Origin of the sequence: Shewanella corallii, from assembly GCF_023349125.1 — a bacterium.
Taxonomy (GTDB): Bacteria; Pseudomonadota; Gammaproteobacteria; order Enterobacterales; family Shewanellaceae; genus Shewanella; species Shewanella corallii.
In genome coordinates this window covers 240,959-263,286 of sequence record NZ_JAKIKT010000002.1, presented here as the reverse complement: position 1 = coordinate 263,286, position 22,328 = coordinate 240,959, and the positions used below count along the sequence as shown (strand labels likewise).

The following is a 22,328-nucleotide window of genomic DNA, read 5'->3' as shown; positions in this document are numbered from 1 at the left end:
CTGTTACCCCGCCTTCACTGACAATACCTGACCACTTTGCTCATGCTTGAGCAAATCCGCCAATTCCACATTCCTGGGTTTTACCAGCACAAAGCAGTCTACCCAGTTTTCAAAGTCGCTGAGCAGCAACTTGGCATGTTCACTGTTGGTGCGCTCAACGTGTTCCTGAATAAGGCCTTTGAGGTGCTCCTGATGAATAGGGTTACTCAGCTCATGGGTATCAACCAGTTCCTTGTTGACTCTTTTGTTGAAGTCGCCGAACTGATCAAACACATAGGCAAAGCCGCCGGTCATACCCGCGCCGAAGTTCACCCCGGTCAGGCCCAGCACCACCACAATGCCGCCTGTCATATACTCACAGCCGTTATCACCCAGGCCTTCAACCACGGCAATAGCGCCTGAGTTGCGCACGGCGAATCTTTCTCCGGCCTGGCCTGCGGCAAACAGCTTGCCGCCGGTCGCGCCGTAAAGACAGGTGTTGCCGATAATGGCTGAGCGGTCAGTCTTGAAGTTACTACCGACTGCAGGGTAGAGGGTCAGGCTACCGCCGGACATCCCTTTACCTACATAGTCATTGGCGTCACCGACAAGCTTCATCTCCATGCCCGGACTGTTCCAGACGCCGAAGCTTTGTCCTGCCGTGCCCTGAAATTCCAGTTTCAGGGGCTGTGTACAGCCCTTAACACCATGAGCTTTGGCTATGTAGCCGGACAGCGCTGCGCCAACTGAGCGGTCAGTATTATTAATAGCAAAACGACCTGTGAAGCCTTCTCCCTGGTCAACAGCATCTTTACAGGTGTCAACCAGCTTCAGGTTTAGTTCGCCTTTATCATCAGGAATATTTCTTTCCTTCCAGACAGCTGCGCTGCCGGGTTGCACCTGTGGTTTATACAGAATGGCTGAGAGATCCAGTCCTTGTTGTTTATCCGTTTGTCCTTCCAGCGCGGTAAGCCACTCACTGCGGCCAACCAGATCTTTAAACTTGCTGACACCCAGCTTACTCATCCATTCACGGACTTCGGCGGCGACGAACTCAAAGTAGGTCATGACCCGCTCGGGCAAACCATGGTAATGCTTGTCACGCAGGGTTTGGTTCTGGGTTGCCACGCCGGTGGCGCAGTTGTTCAGATGACAGATGCGCAGGTACTTACAGCCCAGCGCAATCATGGGCACTGTGCCAAAGCCAAAGCTTTCGGCTCCCAACAGCGCCGCTTTGATAACATCCTGTCCGGTTTTCAGACCACCATCCACCTGCAGGCGAATTTTATGCCGCAGGCCATTTTGCACCAGGGCCTGGTGAACTTCGGCCAGTCCAAGCTCCCATGGGCTGCCAGCGTATTTCACCGAGGTAATAGGGCTGGCGCCGGTTCCACCGTCGTAACCGGATACGGTAATCATATCGGCGTAGGCTTTAGCCACACCTGTAGCAATGGTGCCGATGCCGGGCTCAGATACCAGTTTGACCGACACCATGGCGGTGGGGTTAATCTGCTTGAGGTCGAAGATCAGCTGAGCCAAATCCTCAATGGAGTAGATATCGTGGTGCGGTGGCGGCGAGATCAGTGTTACCCCCGGGCGGGAGTGTCTCAGACCGGCGATTTCCACGCTGACCTTATCTCCCGGTAACTGTCCACCTTCACCAGGTTTGGCACCCTGAGCTACTTTGATCTGCAGCACTTCTGCATTAACCAGATAGTGTGCGGTTACCCCAAATCTGCCAGAGGCAATCTGCTTGATGGCTGAGTTTCGCTGACTGTTGAAACGGCGGGCATCTTCACCGCCTTCGCCAGAGTTTGAGCGCCCACCCAGACGGTTCATGGCAATAGCTAATGCTTCATGAGCTTCAGGGCTCAGTGCGCCAATACTCATGGCGGCGCTGTCGAATCTAGGGTACAGGTGTTTGGCGTCTTCAACCTTATCCAGTTCGACTGAGGTTTTTGTTCCCTTAATGCCAATCAGGTCGCGCAGCGTTGCTACTGGTCTGTCATCAACCAGTCCGGCAAATTTCTTATAGGCCTGATAATCCCGGTCACGGAGTGATTGCTGCAGTGTGTTGACGACATCCGGGTTAAAGCAGTGGTACTCGCCGCCATCAACATACTTGAGCAGTCCACCCTGCAGCAGTGGCAGGTGTTTGCGGAAGGCTCTTTGATGCAGCTTTTGCTGGTCATCGGCGATATGGCTGAAGCTAACTCCTTGAATACGGCTGATCACTCCTTTGAAACAAAGCTCAACCACATCATCGGCCAGACCCACAGCTTCGAACTGCTGACTGCAGCGGTACGAGCCAACTGTGCTGATCCCCATTTTGGACATAATCTTCCGCAGGCCTTTTTCAATGCCCTGACGGAAATTCAGCATCAGTGTGATTCTGTCCTCTTCGCCAAAACGATCCGCCATATCTGCGATGGATTCATACACCAGGTAAGGATAGATAGCGGTAGCACCGAAACCCAGGAGTACTGCAAAGTGGTGTGGATCACGGGCACTGGCGGTTTCAACTATGATGTTGGTGTCACAACGCAGGCTTTTTTCCACCAGGCGCTGTTGCACAGAGCCGACGGCCATAGCAGCGGGGATCAACTGAGTTGACTGGGTGATTAGGCGGTCAGACAGCACCAACAGGGTTGTGCCTGTGCGTGCCAGGCGCTCAGCTTCATCTGTTACCCGGCGAATGGCATTTTCCAGCCCTTCAGCAGGGTCGTAGTTCAGTTGAAGGGTATCGGCACGGTAATTGGTTTTGTCCAGCGTCATTAGTTGGCTAAAGTCGCTGAACAGCAAAATAGGGGATTCGAACATCACCCTGTAAGCATGGCCGGTGGTTTCGTTAAACAGGTTTTGCTCGCGACCCACACAGGTGGTCAGCGACATCACATGTTTCTCTCTTAAGGGGTCAATCGCCGGGTTGGTAACCTGAGCGAACTTCTGGCGGAAGTAATCGTACAGACTGCGGTGTTGTTTTGAGAGCACCGCCATAGGGGTGTCATCACCCATTGAACCTGTTGCTTCTTCCCCTCTTTGAGCCAGTACCCAGATCACTTGCTCCAGTTCTTCACGGGTGTAACCAAACAACTTGTGGTATTGAAGCAGAGCATCAGCCTTAAATTCTCTGGTGCCATGTTGATTGGCTGCCAACATATAGGCCGGTGTCAGCGTCTTGGAGTTCTTTGCCATCCACTGTTTGTAAGGGTGGCGACGCTTGAGGTCGTCATCGATTTCAAAGGATTGATAAAGACGACCGTCCAGAGTGTCCAATACCAGCAGTTCACCGGGGCCAACCCGGCCCTTTTCGATAACTTCATCTGCGCCGTAATCCCAGATGCCTACTTCAGAGGCGAGAGTGAGAATTCTGTCTTTGGTGATCACATAGCGGGACGGGCGCAAGCCATTTCTGTCTACGGCACAGGCGGCATGACGGCCATTGGTCATTACGATGCCTGCAGGACCATCCCAGGGCTCCATATGCATAGAGTTAAAGTCGTAGAAGGCTTTCAGGTCCTCATCCATTTCCGGGTTGCTTTGCCACGCAGGTGGTATCAGCAAGCGCATGGCGCGATACAGATCCATCCCGCCGGACAGCAGCATCTCCAGCATATTATCCAAAGAGGAGGAGTCTGAACCTGTTTCATTGACGAAAGGTGCGGCCTGTTGCAAGTCCGGCAACAAAGGCGAATTAAATTTATAGGCCCTGGCTCTTGCCCATTGGCGGTTACCGGTAATGGTATTGATTTCACCATTGTGGGCCAGATAGCGGAAAGGCTGAGCCAATGGCCACTTGGGTGAGGTGTTGGTTGAGAAGCGCTGGTGGAACAAACAGATGGAGCTTTGCAGCCTAATATCAGCCAGATCCTGATAAAACTCTGGCAGGGTCGCAGGCATCATCAGGCCCTTATAGACAATCACCTGACCGGACAGCGACGCTACATAGAAATCTTTGTCATCTGTCAGTTGCTGCTCCAGTCTGCGGCGTGCCATATAGAGACGACGTTCAAGATCTTTCTCTCGCCAGCCAATGGGGGAGTTAATCAATACCTGATAGATCTGTGGCAAGGTGTCACGGCCAATGGGGCCCAGAGCATCCGGGTTAATCGGGACTTTACGCCATCCGGCGATACTCAGAGTTTCCCGCTCCAACTCCTTTGCAAGCATAAACTGTGCAGCAGCGGCTTTGTCTTCATCCTGACTGAGAAACAGCATACCCACGGCAAATTTCCGGCTCAGGTGCCAGTCATTTTCCGCCGCAACAGCCTCAAAAAACTTAACCGGCATCTGCATTAGCAGGCCGCATCCATCGCCCGTTTGTCCGTCAGCGGCAATACCACCCCTGTGTTTCATTCTGTCCAAGCCATGAATCGCGGTACGCACAATGCGATGGCTGGGTTCTCCATCCATCTGGGCTATCAAGCCAAAGCCACAATTGTCCCGCTCAAAACTGGGATGATACAAACTCATAAACACAACCTCCCTTCAATGCTCAAGGTTTACTACGTCGGGAGAAATGACTTTTCTTATATTGATTTTTACCCGAACCATCCAAGCTATCTTCACTTTATGCAAAGGTCAATCAAGAAAAATGCATAAAAATATGGTTTTGAGTCATGCTTTAGTCGTTGTAAAAGTGATGGTTACGTTGACGTAAACTGAGAAAGTGCTCGTATAACGGTATGAATAAAAAGAAAATTGAAACATGCTTTGTGATTTTGTTACGAAATGAAGGAGGCAGGATAAGATTGTCCCGAATTTACGAATAATGATTTTTTTTGCAAATACAGTGAATGGAACTTCGTGAGGGCTACATCGGCACTGACTCCCGGGATTTTGATCTTTGCCAAGGACTATTACTCAAGGAGTGACTAAAATACCCGCCTTTTTCATTTCGGGAGCGTCGCCATGGGACTCGACAAATATGCCAATACCTTTGGTGCCGTTTGCAAAGCCAAATACGGTACCCGTGTAAAGAAACTCACTATTGATGCCAAATTCACTTGCCCCAACCGGGATGGTACTTTAGGGAAAGGTGGTTGTACCTTCTGTAACGTCGCCTCTTTCAGTCATGAAATGGGAAGCCCTCTGAGCATCAGTGATCAGCTGCAGGCGGGTAAAGCCAATATGGAAATCAAACGCATACAGAAAGTAGGTAGTGCCAAGGGCACCGCTAGCGATAAATTTATTGCTTATTTTCAGGCGTATACAAGCACTTATGATGAGTATCAGGTACTGAAACAGAAATATGACGAGGCCCTTGCTGATGGTCATATTGTGGGGTTGCACGTCGGCACCAGGCCTGACTGTGTTCCTGATGAAGTGCTGACTTTACTGGCAGAGTATCAGTCTAGAGGGATTGAAGTCTGGCTGGAGCTTGGTTTGCAATCTGCCCATAATCACACGTTAAAGAAGATCAACCGGGGTCATGAGTTTGACGCCTACGCCGATACTGTAACGCGTGCCAGATCCCATGGACTCAAGGTTTGCACCCATCTCATCCTGGGCTTACCCGGCGAATCCCATGATGACTATATGCAAACCCTGAAGATGGTACTTGAGCTTGGAGTCGAAGGGTTGAAGATTCATCCTTTACATATAGTTGAAGGCAGCACCATGGCCAAAGCCTGGCGTGCGGGTAAATTATCGACACTGGAACTGGAACAATACGTTTACAGCGTTAGCGAGATGATCAGAGCGATTCCATCTGATGTCATACTGCACAGAGTCAGCGCCTATGCCAAAAAGCCCATGTTGCTTGCCCCTGAGTGGTGCTCATCCAGGTGGGATGGGCTGGTGGCCATTGTGGATAACTTAAAAGAGCATGGTGGGCAGGGGGTGAATACCCATAGTCCTTTCACCCTGCTATAGCCCTGTGACAACTTGCTACATCTATTAGTTTTTTTAAGATGAAGATGTCTTGCACCGCCCTATATTGTTGCGTTTTTGTTAATCTGGGCGGAAACTTCAGCAAAATCCACTTATTGTGTTGCACAGCGCTTGGCAGCAGGTATCATGACTCAGATAAAATGACCTGCAACCCTGCATTTCATAGGGAATCGAAGCAGCGTCCAGTGGACAGCGGCATGCAGTGGGCGTAACGAATATACTCTACAGAGGGGGCATCAATGGCGACAGCTGATTTGGAAACTATTCTGGACCTGAACACACTGGAACAATATTGCAGTGCAATCGGAGCCGGAACCTTGCTTAAAAGTGTTGTATTGTTTGAGCAGCTGATGCCTGAATATGTAGGGAACCTGGTAACAGCAAGCCAGGATGCTGAGAAAGAAGTACTTTGCTCTGAAGCACATAAATTCAAAGGAGCCGCTGGCTCTGTGGGTTTGAAGCGTATTCAACAGTATGCTCAGTTGCTGCAGCATGGTGAAGCGTCAGATTGGCCGGAAATGCACTCAGAATGGTTGAGTGTCATTGTTGAAAATGGCGAAAAAGATCTGGCAATGCTGAAGGCTTATCTGGAAGCTAAAGTGTAACGCTTTGGCTCAAGAGATAAACGGTACCTAAGGGTGCCGTTTTTTTATGCCTGTAAAAAGTGACGACGGCAGTTTCTAATGACTATTCCTTTGTCAGGTTTGATCTGAATTGGCTTTTTCAGCAATTGAAATGTGCTAGAGTGCTTAAAGTTAGAAAATCAGGTGCAAATGCAAAAAGGCAATCGATTAAATGAAACATTTACCCAGCCTGAAAAACCTGTTTTACCTGGTCAATCTGCACCAGGAACAGAACTTCAACCGAGCTGCCAAGGTTTGTCATGTCAGCCAGTCGACGCTGTCCAGTGGTATCCAGAATCTGGAAGAGCAGCTGGGGCATCAACTCATTGAGCGCGACCACAAATCTTTTATGTTCACCGCGATAGGTGAAGAGGTGGTGCTGCGTTCAAGAAAGTTACTGACAGATGTCGATGATTTGGTTGAGCTGGTTCGTAATCAGGGCGAACCTATGACCGGTGAGATAAGATTGGGTTGTATTCCCACTATTGCGCCATTCCTGCTCAGTCGGGTTGTGCGTCACTGTCAGCAAACCTACCCTCAACTCAGTCTGTTGTTAAAAGAGGACACTACTGACAGGTTACTCGAGTCTCTGGGAAAGGGGGAGTTGGACCTGCTGTTGCTGGCTTTGCCTGTTGATACCCGCGGATACCACAAGATGAAAGTAGGAGTTGATCCGTTCAAAATGGTAGTTCATAAGGATCTGCAGGCAGATTTCCATAACCCTGTCGATTATCAACTACTGCCCGATGAAAGCATCTTTCTGCTGCAAAGTGAGCACTGTATTACCGGCCATGCAATTTCAGCTTGCCAGCTGTCTGACAGCGCCAAGGTAAACCCTTTTGCAGCTACCAGTTTGCATACACTGGTGCAGATGGTTAACAGCAAACTGGGTACGACTTTTCTGCCGCAGATGGCAATTGACTCAGGTATTCTGAATGACACCGAGTTGGAAGTGATTAACCCGCCGGGTGAGGCCCCTTATCGGGACATAGGCCTGGTGTGGAGACAAACTACCAGCCGGATTTCCACCTTCAGGAATCTGGGACTTGAGATAGAGAAACTCTTGAGTCAAGCACAGCAAAAAGCGGCATGATAGCCGCTTTTCTTTTTCTATTTATCAGAGATTCTGGCGAGATCATCTGCCTCTTGGGCTAACACCAAATACCTGAGTGGTATGTTGCTTTCCTTTGAGTTTTACCTGACCCAAATCGTGCAGGACATAGGCTGAGTCACTGTTTTCCAATCTGTTTACCAGGTTGCCTGACAGCAGCATACTTTGGCCCAGTGGGTTACATTGGTCCTGCAATCTGGCCAGAGTATTCAGCACATCAGAGAAGAAGCTGATCTCCTGTTTATGCACCCCAACGACAGCTGCCACAACCTGACCACAATGAGCGGCAGCTTTGAACTTGGGCACAAAACCATAGTGCTCTTCAAAATATTGCCGCTGCCAATTGAGTTGTTGGCTGAACTCAAAATAGATGTTCATGCAGCGGTCCTGCACCACGCCCTCTTCCAAAGGCCAGTGAATTAACGCTGCGTCACCCATATAACGATAGATTTCAGCCTCATTGCGGTTGACGGTATCTGCCAGAAGGCTAAAGCTATCCTGGATTAAACGGCTGAAGCGGTAGTCGCCCAATGTTTCGGCGTGGGCCGTGGAAGAAACCATATCCAGATACAGGAACAGGCGTTGTTCATACCTTGGCTTGTGGTACTTGCCCATACCGATATTAATCAGAACTCTGGGACCAACCAGCAAACTCATTTGCTCAATAAAGGCCAAACTCACCCGCACGACGACCAGGTAGACGATCAAAGCCTGGAATGAAGGGGTATAAAGTACATGGACTGTCAGCATCTGGCGAAGCGTCGCCATGTGGTTTTCAATGGCCCACATATTCAGGAACTGAGTCATATACGCCAGTGTAGTGGCACCCAGCAACAGGAAGAGGCCCTTGAAGATAACGGAGAACAGATAGGGGAGGCGGTTGATGGCGCTGAAATCTGCTATCAGGTTGGATAGCCAGTGCAGACTGCCGAATATCACACCCATATAGATAGCAAGCGTCGCCAGATCTGCAGAGCCAACAGCCCATTGAGGCAGATCCGGAGTTTGCGCGTAACGGAAAAATACAAAGGCAGCCATAGCGGCTGTCCATGCAAGAATTGCAAACGCCAGTTTTATGGCCTGTCGACTTGCTCTCACTGACTGATTATTACTCTGTGAATGATGCTGCTCCAAAGAGCCGCTAGTGTATTCATATCAAGGCATCTTTTCCAGTCACATTCGTGATCCAGATCAAGTGCCCGAAAGAAGGTCTGACTTGTGTTAATGTTTCAGCAGGTCGGGTATTCGGTTTATTGAGAAAATCGGTTTAATTTCTTCGGGTTATCAGATTAACACTAAATCAGGCCGATTTTTCAGCACCTTGTCAGCCAAAGGCGCGGGCCAATATCGACGCGGTAAAGCCTGTCTTCAGATAGAAGCCTCTGGGGTTAGTCATAATGGTTCTCCCCTCTTTACCTATGGCTTCGGTCACGACTTTACTGTTGGCAGCTTTGGGGCGAAGTTGCAGTACATCGCCATGGCGGGCACTGATGCTTTCTACCTTCCCCAGCGCGATTAACTCCATAATCTCTTCCCAGTCCTGTTTCAGCAATTGCTCTTCGTCGTCGTTGGGCTCCCAGAGTATGCCTGTGCCTATACGTCGCTGGGCGACCGGGATCTGCCTGTCACCCTCAATGGGTACCCAGAGTACCCGCTGCAACTTATGTTTCACCAAGCTGTCTTGCCAACACAGTCCCTGGATATTCATCAGTGGCGCAACACATACATAGGTAGTTTCCAGTGGCGAACCGCTGAGACTCAGGGGAATGGTTTTCAGCTCCACGCCCAGATGAATAAAGTCCTGCATCGGCTTGGAGCCCGCAGTCGCACCAAGATGAGTTTCAATCAGTTGTCCGGTCCAGCCTTTATCTCTGCGCAGATTTTCAGGTACAGGGATACCATGGTGGGATGCCAACTGCCCCAGTGTCAGGCCTGCCATATCATCTACACGCTGCATCAATTCATCTAAGTCTTTAGGGGCCGGGGTGGTCAAACTGAGGTCCTGTCATGAGCCGGGGAATAGCTGATTAGTGTACCAGTGTTGGATAAGTTTTAAGTGTCGGTTTTCAAATGAATTGTGTTGGGCGTTTTATGACCAGGCTGACAGTGCCATCTATTAACTTCCACATACTCAATTAAGTGATTGATTTAAAGTGATATAAATTGAGTTTCAAGATGGTGTTGTTTTGTTTGTTCAACTTACTCTCTGCTTTCCCCTGTTTTCCTCACAAACTTACCCACAGATTTTTTGGATAACTCTTGATTCAGAATGCTTAACCGCAGTTTTCTGACAAAGTCAATCCACTAAATGACCGTTATAAATGATAAAACTCAGAGGTGGATGAATTGGAGTGTGAATAAACTGCGCACATTTACTCATATAGTGCTAAGGGTTATCTTGCTGGTTAAAAATTGCGCAGTTGTGTTTTTTTGAGCCTGCGAACTCTCTGGATTAAGTCTTAATTGACTGAAGTTAAAGGTTTTGTTGTGATTTGTTTGATGCGGTGACGAAAATCCCATTTTATGGTTTTACTGGCTTTCAGCGGTGTTTCACCGAGTTTCGAACATAGATATCCACAGATTTTGTGGATAATCCCAAGAGCAAATTTCATGCTGCTGTTGATAATTTGAGATTTACCTTAAACTTTATCCAAAACATCACTAAAAATAGACGTTTGCCGAGGATGCGTCTTTGTGAAACAATCGACTCATTGAAAGTTTTTTGTTTGGAGTCCATGTGATTGACAGCGACGGTTTTCGCGCGAATGTGGGCATCATAATCTGTAATAAATTTGGACAAGTAATGTGGGCCAGACGGTTTGGTCAACATTCATGGCAATTTCCACAGGGCGGTGTGGATGAAGGGGAAACGGCTGAGCAGGCCATGTACCGGGAATTATATGAAGAGGTCGGGTTAAGACCCGAGCATGTACAAATTCTGACTTCAACCCGCTCCTGGCTCAGATACAGGCTGCCCAAGCGCCTCGTCCGGCAGGACAGCAAACCTGTATGCATTGGCCAGAAACAGAAGTGGTTTTTATTGCAGCTGAAAAGCCATGAGAATGCCATCGACCTGAATTCTTCCGGTCATCCCGAGTTTGATGACTGGCGCTGGGTAAGTTATTGGTACCCGGTCAGACAGGTGGTGTCTTTCAAGCGTGATGTATATAGAAGAGTAATGAAGGAGTTCGCCCCCACTGCACTGCCTTTTCAAACGCGGGAGCCAGGGAGGCGTCGGTCCAGGACCAGAAACTGAAGCCAAGAGGATAAAATGCAGTGCTGACGACACTCAGGGATATCACCCAGTCAGTGGCAATGTCATCAAGCCTGGAGGAGGCTTTGACCTCTTTGGTGCAGCGTACCAAACAGGCGATGATGACTCAGTGCTGCTCAGTTTATCTGCTTGAGGAGCAGCAACTGATCTTGAGTGCAACCGATGGTTTGGCGGTAGAAGCCATCGGCAAAGTTATAATGCCTCTCTCTGAAGGCTTGGTTGGACTGGTAGCTCAGCGCGAAGAGCTGGTTAACCTGGCTAAAGCTCATCTTCACCCCAGATTCAAAATTTTCCCAGAAGCGGCAGAAGAACACTTTCAGGCGTTCCTTGCCGCACCCATTATTTATCAAAAACAGGTGCTGGGCGTTATTGTCGTTCAGCAGAATCAAGCCAGACAATTCAGCGAAGGTGAAGAAGCGTTTTTGATGACGCTGGCCGCTCAGTTGGCAATGGCGATTCACTCTCTGAAACAGAAAGTCTCCCATCAATCTCTCGGTTCTCAGCCTGTGATTTATCAGGGTACCGGTGCCAGCCGTGGTATCGCCATTGCTCATGCGCTGGTGCTGGGGGCTGATCTCCCGCTTGAGCAGGCTGAGCTGAAGGCGAAAGATATCGACGCTGAACTGGAGCGTCTTAATAACGCTCTGGGGCGCAGCAGGGACTCTCTCAACGCGTTGCTGCAGCGATTTGAGCGTGAGGATGATGAAGTCAGCCACATCATGGAAGCCTTGCTGCTGCTGTTGGATGAACAGAGCCTGGGGGGCGAGTATCTGGCTGAGGTGAGAGCAGGCTGGATGGCGGAGTCCGCCGTCAGTCGGGTTTCTCTCAAATATATTGCCCAGTTCAGCGCGATGGATGATAACTATCTGAAGGAGCGCTCCCGTGATATCAAAGAGCTGGGCCAGAGGGTGCTCAGGCAGCTGATCGAGCCGGGTAAGGTGACACTTCACCCGGGTGAGCCTGTTATTTTGGTGGCCAGGGAGGCAGATACCGGCCTGTTGGCTGAGTTTCCAAGACAAAAATTGGCGGGGGTCGTAACAGAGCTGGGCGGGGTTAACTCCCATGCCGCGATTGTTGCCAGAGCCCTGGGAGTGCCAGCCCTGACCGGGGTAGAGCAGCTGCTTAATCGTCAGCTTGATGGTCGCCTGATGGTGATCAATGCCAACCGAGGACAGTTGCTGGTTGAACCGGGCCCTTCCGTCATAGAAGAGTATCGCAGCCTTATAGCGTCGGAAAAAGCGCAGCAGAGGGAGTATGCCAGCGAACTTCATTTGCCGGCTGTGACTCAGGATGAGAAACGAATTCATCTCTATATTAACGCAGGATTGCTCAGTGGTGTGGAAAACCAGCTTGCTGAGGCGGCAGACGGGATTGGCCTGTACCGCAGCGAAATCCCCTTTATGCTGGAGCAAAGGTTTCCCAGTGAATCCGCGCAGGTGAAGGTATATCGTCAGGTCCTCAAAGCTGCGTCGGGACGCCCTGTGGTGATGCGTACACTGGATGTCGGTGGCGATAAACCTTTGCCTTATTTCCCCATTAAGGAGGAAAATCCCTCCCTTGGTTGGCGTGGCGTCAGGTTCTCGCTGGATCACCCTGAACTTTTTCTTATTCAGTTAAGAGCCATGATGACCGCCTCCGTGGTTGAACATGCTCAGCTGTCTATCCTGTTGCCCATGGTGTCCAGCATTGATGAAATTGATATGGCACTGGCTTACTTTGAACAGGCCTTTGAAGAGCTGCAACAGGAGTATGGCAGTCAGGCGTTGCGCCCTAAAATCGGCATTATGCTGGAAGTACCGGTACTGCTTTTCCAGCTGGAAGAGGTCGCCCAGCGAGTGGATTTTGTGTCTGTGGGCAGTAATGACCTGACACAATATCTGTTGGCGGTGGATCGCAATAATCCCAGAGTTTCAGGTTTGTTCGATGCATATCATCCGGGTATTTTACGGGCATTGCGACGCGCCAGAATTGACTGTGACAAATATGGTTTGGATGTGAGTGTTTGTGGGGAGCTGGCGGGCGAACCCATGGGCGCTTTACTGCTGGTTGCCATGGGATATGACAGACTAAGCATGAACCAGGGAAACCTGGCGATGATTAATTACCTGTTACGTCGTGTATCCTGTGCCGAGCTGCAGAACTTACTGCTCCAGTCTTTGTCACAAAGTGAAGGACAGGACGTACGCGAGGTGGTCAGGGAATTTCTGATGTCGCTGGGTCTTGGCAATACAGTCAGTCATTAATTAAAAACAGGCCGTAAAAGCGTGCCGTCCGTCGGATGTTGCCGACGATTTTGGGGGAGCAGAGTTGGATACTGTCATTTGGATTTTTTCCCTGTGCGTGTTGCTTGGGGGACTGGTGGGGTTTGCCGCCGGTTTGCTGGGTATCGGCGGTGGATTAATGATAGTGCCGGCACTGATGTACCTCTTGCCTTCTGCTGGTATAGATAGCTCTCAACTCCCCCATGTTGCCATTGCTACTTCATTGGCAGCCATTATTCTAACCTCTTTCTCTTCTGCTCGAGCCCATCAAAAACGGCAAAATATCAGTTGGCCGATTTTTTATCGCCTGGTGCCCGGCATTTTGCTGGGTGCCCTGTTGTCAGGTTTTGTTTCTGAGCTGATACCGGCAGAGCAACTCAAGCAAGCGTTTGCAATATTTGTCATCCTGATGGCCGTGCAGATGGCATTTCCCTTAAAGCCCAGCCAGGGGGAAGGGCTACCCGGCAACGGGTTGGTTTTTCCTGTCACTATCGTGATTGCCGTGATAGCCGGTCTGATGGGTATAGGAGGTGGCGTGCTGCTGGTACCACTGCTCAGTTACTGGGGGATGCAGATGCGCTTTGCTGTGGGTCTGTCCTCTATGATGGGCCTGATTATTGCCACTGGAGGGACATTGGGTTACATAGTCGCAGGGTGGAACACTCCTGAGCTGCCTTCCGGAACTCTGGGTTATATCTATCTGCCAGCGCTGGCAGGAATTGTCACCTCATCCGTATTGGTGGCACCTCTGGGGGTTGCTGCCGCGTCCAGCTGGCCAACACCAGTATTGAAAAAGATTTTTGCAGGCTTATTGATGGTGATCGGCATTAAGTTAATTCTGGGCTGATCTTGGTATATTGTTGCTCCTTTGTGGGGCTGAATGGATAAATTATGGCGTTAACTTTCCCTCAAATTGACCCGATTATGGTGTCTTTTGGGCCATTTGAGATTTTTGGGCACACTTTTGAACCTGCGTTACGTTGGTATGGCTTTATGTACCTGGTTGGCTTTGTCGCCGCCATGTGGTTACTTAACCGCTATGCAGACAGGTCCAAGGGGGTATGGACCAGAGATCAGGTTTCCGACCTGCTGTTTTACGCTTTCCTCGGCGTCATACTTGGCGGGCGTATTGGCTATGTTATCTTCTATCACTTTGATCTATTTCTGGCGAACCCCTTCTATTTGTTCCAGATTACCCAGGGAGGCATGTCCTTCCACGGTGGTTTGATTGGGGTGATCCTGGCCATGCTTTATATTGCCCGTAAGCAGGGCAGAAGCTTTTTCCAGGTGGCTGATATGGTGGCCCCGGTTGTGCCAATAGGCCTGGGTGCTGGCCGTATCGGTAACTTTATCAATGGCGAGCTTTGGGGCCGTGTAACCGATGTTCCCTGGGGCATGGTATTCCCGGGCGGAGGGCCATTGCCGCGTCATCCTTCTCAGCTGTACCAGTTTGCGCTTGAAGGTGTGGCCTTGTTCCTGCTGCTTTATTTCTTCAGCCGTAAGCCTCGTCAGACTGGGGCGATTTCAGGCATGTTCCTTTTGGGCTATGGTATTTTCCGTTGTGTTGTGGAAACCGTGCGACAGCCTGACTCCCAGCTGGGATTCTATTTTGGATTTATGACCATGGGACAGATCCTGTCTATCCCTATGATTGTGTTTGGTTTGTATTTGATTTTCCGTAAACAGGACGCGAAGTAATGCAACAGTATCTTGATTTAATGCAGCATATTCTGGACAAAGGCACAGACAAGTCTGACCGAACCGGTACCGGAACCCGTTCCGTTTTCGGTTATCAGATGCGTTTTGACCTGAACAAGGGGTTTCCCTTGGTTACCACCAAGAAGTGTCATTTGCGTTCTATTATTCATGAGCTGTTGTGGTTTCTGAACGGCGATACCAATGTGAAATACCTGCATGACAACAAGGTATCAATCTGGGATGAGTGGGCAGATGAAAATGGCGACCTTGGCCCTGTGTATGGTGCTCAATGGCGCAGCTGGCCAACCCAATCCGGTGACAGCATTGATCAGATCAGCCAGATTATCGAACAGATCAAGACTCAACCAGATTCCCGCCGTTTGATAGTGTCAGCATGGAACGTGGCTGAGTTGGATAAGATGGCCCTGGCACCCTGTCACGCCTTCTTCCAGTTCTATGTCGCTGATGGCAAATTATCCTGTCAGTTGTATCAGCGCAGCTGCGATGTGTTCCTGGGGCTGCCATTCAACATTGCCAGTTATGCGCTGTTGACCATGATGGTGGCTCAGCAATGTGACCTTGAGTTGGGCGAATTTGTTTGGACTGGTGGTGATACTCACTTATATTCCAATCATATGGAACAAACTGAGCTACAGTTGAGTCGGGAACCAAGAGCGCTGCCGAAAATGACTATTCTGCGTAAGCCTGAATCTCTGTTTGATTACAGGTTTGAAGATTTCGAACTGAGCGGTTATGACCCACATCCACATATTAAGGCGCCGGTCGCAATTTGATTTTTTTTCACGCAATAGGGATATACCTCGGAAATTCCGATGTTTTAGGTAGAAACTTGCGATTTTTTATAACAAATAAATTTAGCTAGACTCACAACATTGTGAAATTTCGGAGTGTCTTATGGAAAGGGCAATTAGGAACTTTTTGAGCCAGGAATCAGCAGGGGGTATTCTCCTGTTGATTGCCGTGGCATTCGCCATGTTAATGGCCAACTCACCACTGTCTTGGTTGTACGAAGGCTTTTTGGATACCCATATGCAGGTGCGCTTTGGCGCACTGGATATAGATAAGCCTTTGCTGCTGTGGATTAATGATGGCTTGATGGCGCTGTTTTTCCTCCTGATTGGTCTGGAAGTGAAACGTGAATTGCTGGAAGGTGCACTGTCGAGTGTATCCAAGGCATCTTTGCCAACCTTCGCCGCTATTGGCGGCATGGCCGCCCCTGCTGCGTTTTATCTGCTGTTTAACTTTGATGACCCAATTACCCGTGCGGGGTGGGCTATCCCTGCTGCTACTGATATCGCTTTTGCCCTCGGTATCATGGCACTGCTCGGTAGCCGCGTCCCTGTCGCGCTGAAGGTGTTCTTGCTGGCACTGGCAATTATTGATGACCTGGGTGTTATCGTGATTATTGCGCTGTTCTACAGTGCGGATCTGTCGGTGTTGAGTCTGGTGATTGCGGCGATTGCGATGACGGGGTTGTTTGCCCTTAACCGCAAGGGAATTACTTCGCTGGCGCCTTATGGTGTGGTGGGTGCCATTCTCTGGGTTGCCGTGCTTAAGTCTGGGGTTCATGCCACGCTGGCCGGTGTCATTATCGCCTTTGCGATTCCACTGCGAGCCAAAGATGGCAGCTCGCCATCTGAGAGCCTGGAGCACAGCTTGCACCCATGGAGCACCTTTATGATCCTGCCGATCTTTGCGTTTGCCAACGCAGGTGTGCCACTGGGTAACATGAGTCTGGATACTCTGTTCTCACCTGTTCCTCTGGGGATTGCTGCAGGCCTGTTGCTGGGTAAGCCTATCGGTGTGATGCTGTTTAGCTATGTCGCGGTAAAACTTAAGCTGGCTGAGCTGCCCGAAGGCATTACCTGGCGCCATATCTTCCCGGTTGCCGTGATGTGTGGTATCGGTTTCACCATGTCCATGTTTATCGCTTCACTGGCGTTTACCCATGGTACCAATGGGTATGGTGACCTGGCTCGACTCGGTATTTTGCTGGGGTCTATGCTGGCAGCAGTGATTGGCTACCTGTGGTTGTCGAAAGTTTTGCCTGAACAAGGAGAAAAAGCATGAAAATAAAAATATTAGCTGCGACTTGTTTGTTTGGTTTATCCACCCTGGCCCAGGCTGAGCCACTGCGCGTCTGTAACCAGGATGTCAACTCAGTAAAATGTCAGGCTTATCTTGAGGGTATTGTTGACGGTGCACTGATTTTCAAGCCCAACGCCATGGGTGAGCGTATCCAGACTGATGGTTATCAGTCCCGAGCGCTGAAGTACCGAGGTGGTAAGCGTTATCAGGAGGCCAACCGCAGATTCTGTGCCGACCGTCTTCCAGATCGCGACGAGCTGGTCTCAGCGGTAACAGAAGCTGTGACCTCAGGTGAGATTGACAGTATTGAAGCCCTGAATGATGCAGTCCGTAACCTGCTGGATTGTCAGCGCCTAAACTAATGCCAATAACTCTGTATTAAGTTATTATCCAAGCCGCTCATTCGAGCGGCTTTCTTTTTGGTCTCTGAAACAGGGAAAGGTTGCATGTCTCACCTCAACTATAACCACTTGTATTATTTCTGGATGGTTAAGCGCAAAGGCTCTGTAGCCAAGGCCGCTGACGCTTTGTGCCTGGCGCCTCAGACTGTTACCGGGCAAATTCGGGCGCTTGAGGGCAGGTTGGATGGTGAGCTGTTTCGCCGGGTGGGAAGAAATCTGGAGGCGACTGAGCTGGGTGAGCTGGTATTTCGCTACGCCGACAAGATGTTCAACCTAAGCTATGAAATGCTGGATCTGCTCAACTATCAGGATGATGAGTCTGTGCTGTTTGAAGTGGGCATTGCCGACGCACTGTCCAAAGCCCTCTCAAGCCGAATCCTGCTCTCAGTGGTGCCTCCCGATGGCAGTATGCGACTGGCCTGTTATGAGGCAACCCACGACGATTTGATGGAGAGGTTAAGGGATCACAAACTGGATATGATCCTGTCTGATTGTGCCGGTGAATCACTTAAGTATCCTGAGATCCTTTCCAAAAAGCTGGGAGAGTGTGGCATCGGATTTTTCTCCGCCAATGCGGTTCCCGGCGACTTCCCTGCCTGTCTGGAAACTATGCCTTTGCTGATCCCCTCCAAACGCACCTCTCTTGGACAGCAGCTCTACCGCTGGTTTGATGATAACGGCCTCAAGGTTAATATTCTCGGGGAGTTTGATGATTCCGCGATGATGAAGGCTTTTGGCTTTTTCGAGCAGGGGATCTTTGTGGCTCCGGCTATCTATAAGCAGGATATTTTTGCACAGGACATTCAGCTTATCGGTGAAACCAATGAGGTTCGGCAGGAGTATCATGTGATGTTTGCCGAGCGAATGATTCAGCATCCGGCATTGAAACGCTTGTTGGAGAATGATTTCAGTGAGCTGTTTGCGGGAGAAGATGCCCGCGTGAAGTCGCTGCAAAATTAATTATTAGGGTCTGTTGACCTTTCATGGTTGAATTTTGCTCGAGATAGACGCGCTTTAGTCGCGACGCAAGGTGTGCCGCCTAGTGGGCCTAAGCAAATACCTTGCAACAAAGAGTAAAGCGCGTATAGCCGAGCCCTTCGGGCAGCGTTTGTCGTCGCTTTCTACTGCATTAGCGCTCATTTATGTAGAACAACTACACCGCAATCGCGTTGCTTTGTATAAAACAACGACAAAGGGCTGCAAAAACCATCTTCAAAGGCCAACAGACCCTAAACTGGGGTTTTGCCAGCTCGATTTTAGATCTGTGCATTGCTAAACTTGCAGCACAATAATGATAAGGAGTTTTCAAGTGTCTGATTTAATGAGTACTGCCAGAATAAAATGGGCTTGTCGCCGCGGCATGCTGGAGTTGGACGTACTGTTTCAACCTTTTGTTGAAGAGCGCTATGAAGGCCTGTCTGATGAAGACAAGCAGGTATTTGCCAGACTCTTGTCTTGTGAGGATCCCGAATTGTTCGCCTGGTTTATGGGGCATGAGCAGTGCGCCGACCCTGAACTGGCGCAAATGGTAATTACCGTCCGTGGCCGTCCGGCGCCATAACTTCCATCTAAGTTCCTCTATTCAGCAGCGACTGAGTTTTCTGGTCGTTGCTGCAGTGTGCCTGAGTAGCTTTCTACTCTGGCCCAAAGCCTATCCTGATATTTTTCTCTGGTTTAAAGTGCTGACGTTTGTGTTGGTGGTCGCTGCGTTGGGCAGGGCATTCTTGCGTCTGATGCACTGGCAGGTTGATCTCAGCCTGGATGAAGAAGGCGAATACTGGTTGTTGAATGGTAGCGAATGCGAGCTGGCTCGCAGCTATGTGATGCCTCTGATGTGCTTTGTTTATGTTAAAGTTGATCGACAAGAGCGATTGATAATCGTATTCAAAGACATGCTGAGTGAGGCGGATTACCGGGCACTTTGTCGGGTGCTGCTCCGGCATCAAAAAGGGAGCCATGAGGCTCCCTGAATAACCTTAAGCCACTATTACTGCGGCTGAAGTATGGTCGGTTGAGGATTGTCGCTTTGCTCGGGATGGTCCAGATTGCAGTGCAGTCCGCGACTTTCTTTGCGGGACATGGCGCAGCGAATAATCAGCTCGGCGACCTGAACCAGGTTACGCAGCTCCAAAAGGTTATTACTGACGCGGAAATTTGAGTAGTACTCATCGATCTCCTGCTGCAGCAACTGCACCCGTCGCAGCGCCCGCTCCAAACGTTTGTCGGTACGTACTATGCCTACGTAGTCCCACATAAACAGACGCAGTTCATGCCAGTTGTGAGCAATCACTACCTCTTCATCTGAGTCACACACCTGGCTTTCATCCCAGGCAGGCAGAGGGCCCGGCATAGGGATCTTACCCAACAGGCTTTCAATGTCCTCGGCGGCAGCCCGGGCAAACACCAGACATTCCAGCAGCGAGTTACTGGCCAGACGGTTGGCTCCGTGGAGGCCAGTATAAGCGACTTCACCAATGGCATAGAGTCCGTTGAGGTCAGTCTGGCCATGCAGATCTGTCATTACACCACCACAGGTATAGTGTGCGGCCGGCACCACAGGAATAGGCTCTTTAGTAATGTCTATGCCAAGAGAAATACAACGCTGGTATATCGTCGGGAAGTGTTTAATAACAAACTCTTCCGGCTTGTGGCTGATGTCCAGATAGACACAGTCTGCACCCAGGCGCTTCATCTCAAAGTCGATGGCGCGAGCAACGATATCTCTCGGTGCCAGCTCGGCACGTTCATCAAATTCCGGCATAAAGCGGCTGCCGTCTGGGCGACGTAAATACGCCCCTTCACCGCGCAGTGCTTCGGTCAGCAGGAAGTTACGGGCATCGGCGTGGTACAGACAGGTGGGGTGGAATTGATTGAATTCCATATTGGCCACCCGGCAACCGGCACGCCAGGCCATGGCGATACCATCACCACTGGCAATATCCGGGTTGGATGTGTACTGGTATACCTTGGAACTGCCACCTGTAGCCAGGGCCACAAAGCGGGCACGCACTGTTTCCACATGCTCCTGGTCACGGTTCCATACGTAAGCACCCACTACCCGGTTACCACTGCGCCCCAGTTTTCTGGTGGTAATCAGGTCAATCGCATTATAGCGCTCAAGCACTTTAATATTGGGGTGGGCCAATGCTCTTTCCTGCAACGTCATTTGCACGGCTTTGCCGGTGGCATCTGCAGAGTGAAAAATGCGTCTGTGACTGTGTCCACCTTCGCGGGTGAGGTGATAAGGCGCTTCATCTTCGTTGGCGAAGCCTTCCTCTTTGTCAAAGGCAACACCAGCGTCAATCAGCCACTGCATCGCACCTTTGGCATTGGCTGCTGTATAGGTAACGACTGTTTCGTCACACAAACCGGCACCTGCCACCAGGGTATCGGCTACGTGGGACTCAATGGTGTCTTCTTCATCGTTGAAGACGGAGGCTATGCCGCCCTGGGCGTAGTAGGTGGAGCCCTCTGACAGAGGACCTTTGGATAGCAAAATGACCTTGGCTTTCTCGGCCAGATGCAGTGCCAGTGTCAGGCCTGCGGCACCACTGCCAATTACCAGCAGGTCAGATTGGTGTTCAACTGCTTGTTTCATCGGGTATCATGATGGCTTTGAAGGTTTGCCTATGGTAAACCATGTTTTGAGTCTAAGACGCGAAATTTTTTAAAACATTACAGAACTTTTTCAAAAGGCATCAGTCTACATAAGTGAATGAGATTCGAGCGACTGGAAAATCAGTAAGTTAATTGGGAGAAGTCGGCTCGGATGAGTGGACAAAACAGTGATCTGCAACTCGTAGAGAGAGTGCAGCGCGGCGATAAAAATGCGTTCAATCTGCTGGTGCAGAAGTATCAGGGGAAAGTCATTAACCTGATTGCCAGATATATCCGGAATCAAGCCGATGTGGCCGACGTGGCACAGGAAGCGTTTATCAAGGCTTACCGGGCACTTCCCAACTTCAGGGGCGAAAGTGCGTTTTATACCTGGCTGTACCGGATTGCGGTTAATACCGCCAAGAACCATCTGGCGGCGCAGGGGAGAAGAGCCCCGGCCAACGATGTGGATGCAGAAGAAGCCGAATATTATGAAGGTGCCGACGCATTACGTGAGGTGGACTCTCCGGAGCGCCTGATGTTGTCGGACGAAATCAGGGCGGTGGTGTTTGAAACGCTGGAAACACTGCCGGAAGAATTAAGAATGGCAATCACCCTGCGTGAGCTGGACGGAATGAGCTATGAGGATATTGCCAAAGTAATGGACTCCCCGGTGGGTACTGTACGTTCGCGTATATTCCGCGCCCGGGAGGCGATAGACAAAAAGCTCCAGCCGTTGCTGGAAAATTGATAATGAGCAAACAGGTGCACAATGGATAAATTAGGTCAGGAGTGGGTATCTGCTGCAGTAGATGGCGAAGTCGAAGGACAGGCTATGGCAGATCTGGCAGCCGACAAAGGTTCTCACGATAAGTGGCGTAACTATCACATGATAGGTGATGCCATGCGTGGGGAGTTACCTGATACAATCAATCTGGATTTATCAGCGCGTATTGCTCAGGCCATAGATGATGAGCCCGCTATCGTCGCGCCAAACATTCAGGTGACTGCCAAAGCAGAGGTTGATAAGCCCAGGGGTAATGTGGTTCCTCTGTTCAAGCAATTTGGACAGTATGCTATTGCTGCCAGTGTTGCGCTGGTTGCTGTTATCGGTGTGCAGAACTACCAACAGCAAGGCCCTGAGCAGGAGCCAATGTCTGTGCTGTCGACCCGTCCTCTAGTTGGTACAGCATCTCCGGTTAGCTTGCAAACTGGCCCGGTTCAGCAGGTTCAGTCCGGTAACAGTAATGAGCAGGTTTATGAGCAGCGTCGTCGTCTCAATACCTATATTCAGGACCACATGCTGCAGCAAAGATTGAATTCAGGCGTGGCGCTCGATAACAGCGCTGATATTATGCCGGAACACCAACACTGATTAAGGAA

At 50.2% G+C, this 22,328-nt stretch carries 19 protein-coding genes; 15 read left to right on the top strand and 4 right to left on the bottom strand.

Annotation, left to right across the window (positions count from 1 at the left end; genetic code table 11):
* Window positions 1-3: 3 nt before the first annotated feature.
* Window positions 4-4,452 carry a glutamate synthase large subunit gene (gene gltB / locus L2725_RS06445; protein ID WP_249248195.1) on the bottom strand — a complete coding sequence of 1,483 codons (4,449 nt, stop codon included), beginning with the start codon at window positions 4,450-4,452 and terminating at the stop codon, window positions 4-6.
* A 438-nt stretch (window positions 4,453-4,890) separates the two neighbouring features.
* Between gltB and mnmL the strand changes: the two genes are divergently transcribed.
* From mnmL to oxyR, 3 genes are all read left to right on the top strand, one after another.
* Window positions 4,891-5,853 carry a tRNA modification radical SAM protein MnmL/YtqA gene (mnmL, locus tag L2725_RS06440; protein WP_249248194.1) on the top strand — a complete coding sequence of 321 codons (963 nt, stop codon included), beginning with the start codon at window positions 4,891-4,893 and terminating at the stop codon, window positions 5,851-5,853.
* A gap of 257 nt (window positions 5,854-6,110) precedes the next feature.
* Window positions 6,111-6,476 carry an Hpt domain-containing protein gene (locus tag L2725_RS06435; RefSeq protein WP_115135799.1) on the top strand — a complete coding sequence of 122 codons (366 nt, stop codon included), beginning with the start codon at window positions 6,111-6,113 and terminating at the stop codon, window positions 6,474-6,476.
* A 190-nt stretch (window positions 6,477-6,666) separates the two neighbouring features.
* Entirely contained in the window at window positions 6,667-7,587 is a 921-nt protein-coding gene (gene oxyR / locus L2725_RS06430) for a hydrogen peroxide-inducible genes transcriptional activator OxyR (RefSeq protein ID WP_115135798.1), read from the top strand.
* A gap of 42 nt (window positions 7,588-7,629) precedes the next feature.
* Here the strand turns inward: oxyR and L2725_RS06425 are convergent, their stop codons facing one another.
* Together L2725_RS06425 and mutH are read right to left on the bottom strand one after the other, a co-directional pair.
* Window positions 7,630-8,703, bottom strand: a complete 1,074-nt coding sequence (locus L2725_RS06425; protein ID WP_249248193.1) for an adenylate/guanylate cyclase domain-containing protein — start codon at window positions 8,701-8,703, stop codon at window positions 7,630-7,632.
* Window positions 8,704-8,929: 226 nt separating this feature from the next.
* Window positions 8,930-9,598 carry a DNA mismatch repair endonuclease MutH gene (gene mutH, locus L2725_RS06420; RefSeq protein ID WP_283164217.1) on the bottom strand — a complete coding sequence of 223 codons (669 nt, stop codon included), beginning with the start codon at window positions 9,596-9,598 and terminating at the stop codon, window positions 8,930-8,932.
* Between the two features lie 744 nt (window positions 9,599-10,342).
* On the opposite strand from mutH, the gene rppH reads away from it, so the two are divergent.
* The 10 genes from rppH to L2725_RS06365 all read left to right on the top strand — a co-directional run bounded on the left by rppH (window position 10,343) and on the right by L2725_RS06365 (window position 19,318).
* Complete coding sequence (gene rppH, locus L2725_RS06415) at window positions 10,343-10,861, top strand: RNA pyrophosphohydrolase (RefSeq protein ID WP_115135796.1); 519 nt, start codon at window positions 10,343-10,345, stop codon at window positions 10,859-10,861.
* A 20-nt stretch (window positions 10,862-10,881) separates the two neighbouring features.
* On the top strand, window positions 10,882-13,122 hold the full coding sequence (ptsP, locus tag L2725_RS06410) for a phosphoenolpyruvate--protein phosphotransferase (protein ID WP_249248192.1): 2,241 nt from the start codon (window positions 10,882-10,884) through the stop codon (window positions 13,120-13,122).
* A gap of 64 nt (window positions 13,123-13,186) precedes the next feature.
* The gene (locus L2725_RS06405) at window positions 13,187-13,987 is read left to right on the top strand and encodes a sulfite exporter TauE/SafE family protein (protein WP_249248191.1); all 801 of its coding nucleotides are present in this window, start codon (window positions 13,187-13,189) and stop codon (window positions 13,985-13,987) included.
* A 44-nt stretch (window positions 13,988-14,031) separates the two neighbouring features.
* Entirely contained in the window at window positions 14,032-14,838 is an 807-nt protein-coding gene (gene lgt / locus L2725_RS06400) for a prolipoprotein diacylglyceryl transferase (protein WP_248935083.1), read from the top strand.
* Window positions 14,838-15,632 (top strand): thymidylate synthase, encoded by a 795-nt coding sequence (gene thyA / locus L2725_RS06395; protein ID WP_249248190.1) that lies wholly within the window; start codon window positions 14,838-14,840, stop codon window positions 15,630-15,632. The genes lgt and thyA overlap by 1 nt, the downstream gene beginning before the upstream one ends.
* A gap of 121 nt (window positions 15,633-15,753) precedes the next feature.
* Complete coding sequence (gene nhaA / locus L2725_RS06390; RefSeq protein WP_249248189.1) at window positions 15,754-16,929, top strand: Na+/H+ antiporter NhaA; 1,176 nt, start codon at window positions 15,754-15,756, stop codon at window positions 16,927-16,929.
* Window positions 16,926-17,309 (top strand): hypothetical protein, encoded by a 384-nt coding sequence (locus L2725_RS06385; protein ID WP_115135790.1) that lies wholly within the window; start codon window positions 16,926-16,928, stop codon window positions 17,307-17,309. The genes nhaA and L2725_RS06385 overlap by 4 nt, the downstream gene beginning before the upstream one ends.
* An 84-nt stretch (window positions 17,310-17,393) precedes the next feature.
* Window positions 17,394-18,308, top strand: a complete 915-nt coding sequence (gene nhaR, locus L2725_RS06380; protein WP_115135789.1) for a transcriptional activator NhaR — start codon at window positions 17,394-17,396, stop codon at window positions 18,306-18,308.
* Between the two features lie 361 nt (window positions 18,309-18,669).
* On the top strand, window positions 18,670-18,909 hold the full coding sequence (locus tag L2725_RS06370) for an FAD assembly factor SdhE (protein ID WP_248935531.1): 240 nt from the start codon (window positions 18,670-18,672) through the stop codon (window positions 18,907-18,909).
* Window positions 18,890-19,318, top strand: coding sequence for a protein YgfX (locus L2725_RS06365; protein WP_249248187.1), 429 nt, complete (start codon window positions 18,890-18,892; stop codon window positions 19,316-19,318). Before L2725_RS06370 ends, L2725_RS06365 begins: the two co-directional genes overlap by 20 nt.
* A 17-nt stretch (window positions 19,319-19,335) precedes the next feature.
* Here L2725_RS06365 and nadB read toward each other — a convergent pair whose 3' ends face one another.
* Window positions 19,336-20,946 (bottom strand): L-aspartate oxidase, encoded by a 1,611-nt coding sequence (nadB, locus tag L2725_RS06360; RefSeq protein WP_249248186.1) that lies wholly within the window; start codon window positions 20,944-20,946, stop codon window positions 19,336-19,338.
* Between the two features lie 171 nt (window positions 20,947-21,117).
* Between nadB and rpoE the strand changes: the two genes are divergently transcribed.
* Both rpoE and L2725_RS06350 read left to right on the top strand, forming a co-directional pair.
* Window positions 21,118-21,696 (top strand): RNA polymerase sigma factor RpoE, encoded by a 579-nt coding sequence (gene rpoE / locus L2725_RS06355; RefSeq protein ID WP_249248185.1) that lies wholly within the window; start codon window positions 21,118-21,120, stop codon window positions 21,694-21,696.
* 21 nt (window positions 21,697-21,717) lie between these two features.
* Entirely contained in the window at window positions 21,718-22,320 is a 603-nt protein-coding gene (locus tag L2725_RS06350) for a sigma-E factor negative regulatory protein (RefSeq protein ID WP_249248184.1), read from the top strand.
* Window positions 22,321-22,328 lie beyond the last annotated feature (8 nt).

Bases quoted from the DNA above. Each gene is read 5' to 3' on its own strand.
- oxyR (WP_115135798.1), top strand. From the start codon at position 6,667: ATGAAACATTTACCCAGCCTGAAAAACCTGTTTTACCTGGTCAATCTG.
- lgt (WP_248935083.1), top strand. From the start codon at position 14,032: ATGGCGTTAACTTTCCCTCAAATTGACCCGATTATGGTGTCTTTTGGG.
- L2725_RS06350 (WP_249248184.1), top strand. From the start codon at position 21,718: ATGGATAAATTAGGTCAGGAGTGGGTATCTGCTGCAGTAGATGGCGAA.
- nadB (WP_249248186.1), bottom strand. From the start codon at position 20,946: ATGAAACAAGCAGTTGAACACCAATCTGACCTGCTGGTAATTGGCAGT.
- nhaA (WP_249248189.1), top strand. From the start codon at position 15,754: ATGGAAAGGGCAATTAGGAACTTTTTGAGCCAGGAATCAGCAGGGGGT.
- thyA (WP_249248190.1), top strand. From the start codon at position 14,838: ATGCAACAGTATCTTGATTTAATGCAGCATATTCTGGACAAAGGCACA.
- nhaR (WP_115135789.1), top strand. From the start codon at position 17,394: ATGTCTCACCTCAACTATAACCACTTGTATTATTTCTGGATGGTTAAG.
- mnmL (WP_249248194.1), top strand. From the start codon at position 4,891: ATGGGACTCGACAAATATGCCAATACCTTTGGTGCCGTTTGCAAAGCC.
- L2725_RS06370 (WP_248935531.1), top strand. From the start codon at position 18,670: ATGAGTACTGCCAGAATAAAATGGGCTTGTCGCCGCGGCATGCTGGAG.
- gltB (WP_249248195.1), bottom strand. From the start codon at position 4,452: ATGAGTTTGTATCATCCCAGTTTTGAGCGGGACAATTGTGGCTTTGGC.
- rpoE (WP_249248185.1), top strand. From the start codon at position 21,118: ATGAGTGGACAAAACAGTGATCTGCAACTCGTAGAGAGAGTGCAGCGC.
- L2725_RS06435 (WP_115135799.1), top strand. From the start codon at position 6,111: ATGGCGACAGCTGATTTGGAAACTATTCTGGACCTGAACACACTGGAA.
- L2725_RS06385 (WP_115135790.1), top strand. From the start codon at position 16,926: ATGAAAATAAAAATATTAGCTGCGACTTGTTTGTTTGGTTTATCCACC.